The organism is Roseiarcus sp. (assembly GCF_052145395.1).
In the GTDB taxonomy this organism is placed as follows: domain Bacteria; phylum Pseudomonadota; class Alphaproteobacteria; order Rhizobiales; family Beijerinckiaceae; genus Roseiarcus.
In genome coordinates this window covers 1-2,549 of sequence record NZ_JBKQOT010000722.1, presented here as the reverse complement: position 1 = coordinate 2,549, position 2,549 = coordinate 1, and the positions used below count along the sequence as shown (strand labels likewise).

The window sequence follows — 2,549 nt, the reverse complement described above, 5'->3', positions numbered from 1 at the left end:
GTGACGTGTCGTGCATTCCTGGTGCTAGCTCCCCTCGACTCTTAGTCCGATCCGATCTTCGATGACGGAGGCCAGGAGCGAGACAAGGCCATCGAGCAGCGCTATGGCGGCCTCGGCGACCTTCGGCTCGTCGAAGAATTCGACGACGATCGGAAGATCGACGTTGAGGCGCAGGACGTCTTCGGCCCGCACTTCGCCGCTTGCGCCCATGCCGGCAATGGCCCGAAATACCGTGACGCCCTGTACGGCGTGCCGCTCCTGAAGCAATGCGAGGATTTCCTGCATCAGGCGCTTGCGCTTTCCCTGATCGGCCTCGTGAAGATAGACCCGGACCATCAGGATGTCGTTGTTCATTATTTTCCCTCCCATCAGAGATTTCTCGCGATATAGGCTCCTCCAAATGCCGCGGCCAAACCGAGTCCTACTGAAAGCGCGACATAGAGCGCGGCCTTCGCCAGTTCCCCGCCCTCGGCGAGCAACAGCGTCTCCATCTCGAAGGTCGAAAACGTCGTGTAGCCGCCGAGGAATCCGGTCAGAACCCCCGTGCGAATCCACGGCGCCAGCGTCAGGCGCTCAAGCGTTTCGACGAAGAGAAACCCCATGAGGAAGCTTCCCATGACGTTGATGGTCATTGTCGCATAGGGAAAGTCCCGGCCGTATACGGCCTGCACCAGGGTCGACTGGGCGAATCGCGCCCAGCAACCCAGCACGCCAAAGAACGCAATCGCCCCATACGTCCAGATCACGTCGATTCTTCCTTCGTCTCAGAACAACGTCAGCCCGAGGACCAGCACGAGAAGCAATCCAATCATACTGAGATAGAAGTTGAGCTGGCCCGACTGCAGGACCCGCAGCCTCACTGCCAGCCACTGCACGATGACGACGGCGGGCTGAAACAGCAGCGGCCCGAAAATCGGGGCCACGTCGTGCTCGAAACTCAGTTTGGTCACGAAATAGCCGCCGGCATCCGCGTCGCGCTCGGTGGCGGCCGTGGGCCGATAGACGAAGCTGTAGAAGGTCCGCATCGCGTTGGAGAAGGTCAACGCCGTCGTCGAAGCCCGCGTCCGGTCGGGAGAGAGGCCGCCGTACCAGACCGGCGTTCGCCGAACCGGTTTGCGAGAGGTCGCGACCACCAAGGCGATCGGAATGAGCGAGAGGAGCGGCATCACGATTACGAGAAGGCTCGGCGAAATAAACGCGAATTTGGCGGTAAGCGGCACAAGCAACGCTCCGTCGTGCATCCGGGATGCGATTTGCATCCCGAAGAGGCCCATCGTGGCTCCATCGAGCGCTCGCAGCCAGAGCGGCATTCCCGCTGCGAGCGCCAGCACCAGAAGGCCCAGAAGGCCGACCGAGCCGACATAGGGTCGTCCGATGGACGCTGCCCGCGCACGGGTTCGGGACAGAACCCCTAAGCCCACCACCTTCGCAAAGGTCGCGAACGCCACAGCCGCGGTGAGGGCGAGGCCGGCGCCGGTCAGGGCGAGCGTCAGCCGGCCGGAGAGATAGGGAAGATGGAAGCCCTGGAAGACGGTCTGGAAGACAAACCACTCGCTCACGAAGCCCGCGGTGGGCGGCATCGCGGCCAGGCTCATGGCCGCAAGCAGTGCGCCGACGCCGAAGAACCAGTGTCTTCCGCCGCCGGCATAGGCGATGTGATAACTGCCTGTGGCGCGTTGCAATCCGTCAGCCGCGAGGAAAAGGGCTCCCTTTGCCAGCGCGTGACCGGCAAGATGCAGGAGCGCCACCGTCCAGGCGAGGCCGGCGAGGTCGTCGAGACGCTCGTTGCGAAACAGCATCGCCGCGCCGAGAGCGGCGACTGCGATCGATGCGTTCTCGGCGGATGAGAAGCTCAACAGGGTTCGCCAATCGTTTTGCTGGAAGGCGTAGAGAATCGTCAGAATCGCACTGACCGTGCCCACCGTAATGACCACGATGGCGAGCACCGGAAAGGCGCCCTGGGGCGCCACCGGCAGCCAGCTCATCAGCGCACGCGCGAGAGCGAAGTATGCCGCATTCGTGACGACGCCCGACATGATCGCGCCGGACGCTCCGCTTGCCGAGCCATAGGCGCCCGGGAACCATTCATAAAACGGCAGCAGACCAAGCTTCGCGCCGAACCCGAGGAGAAGGAGAACGCCGAGGCCGATTTGCGCGGACTCCGGTAGGACCGGAGCAGCGGCCTGGTATTGGTCGAACTCGAGATTTCCCGCGTGCAGTCCAAGCAACGCGATGGCGAGGACGAGAGCTACGGCGCCGGCTTCGAGAAGCGCAAGCATGAAGAGAACGGCGCGGCCGCTTGCCGCACCCGAATTATCGGAGAGCACCATGACCGCGCCGCCGAGGCTCATGATCTCCCAGGCGACGAGGAGCGCGGCGCCGTTCTGAAGACCGAACACGCCGAGCGCGCCAAGGAGGCTCAGCGCGGCCCCGAACAGCCAGCCCCGCCCGCCGGTCATGGGCGACGCGAGCGAGCAGGCGAAGATCGCCGGGATGAGACCGACGCCCATCAACCACAGTCCCTGCGGGGCGATGCGGAAATCGACGGC

At 63.8% G+C, this 2,549-nt stretch carries 3 protein-coding genes; all 3 read right to left on the bottom strand.

Annotated features, from left to right (window positions below):
- Positions 1 to 24: 24 nt before the first annotated feature.
- On the bottom strand, positions 25 to 354 hold the full coding sequence (locus ACLP25_RS24820; RefSeq protein ID WP_442471791.1) for a DUF190 domain-containing protein: 330 nt from the start codon (positions 352 to 354) through the stop codon (positions 25 to 27).
- Between the two features lie 14 nt (positions 355 to 368).
- Complete coding sequence (locus ACLP25_RS24815) at positions 369 to 746, bottom strand: fluoride efflux transporter FluC (RefSeq protein ID WP_442471790.1); 378 nt, start codon at positions 744 to 746, stop codon at positions 369 to 371.
- An 18-nt stretch (positions 747 to 764) separates the two neighbouring features.
- A partial coding sequence (locus tag ACLP25_RS24810; RefSeq protein WP_442471789.1) for a proton-conducting transporter transmembrane domain-containing protein occupies positions 765 to 2,549 on the bottom strand: 1,785 nt, incomplete at its 5' end.

What these genes read in the sequence shown, in the direction of transcription:
- ACLP25_RS24820 (WP_442471791.1), bottom strand. Translation starts at nt 354, where the DNA reads ATGAACAACGACATCCTGATGGTCCGGGTCTATCTTCACGAGGCCGAT.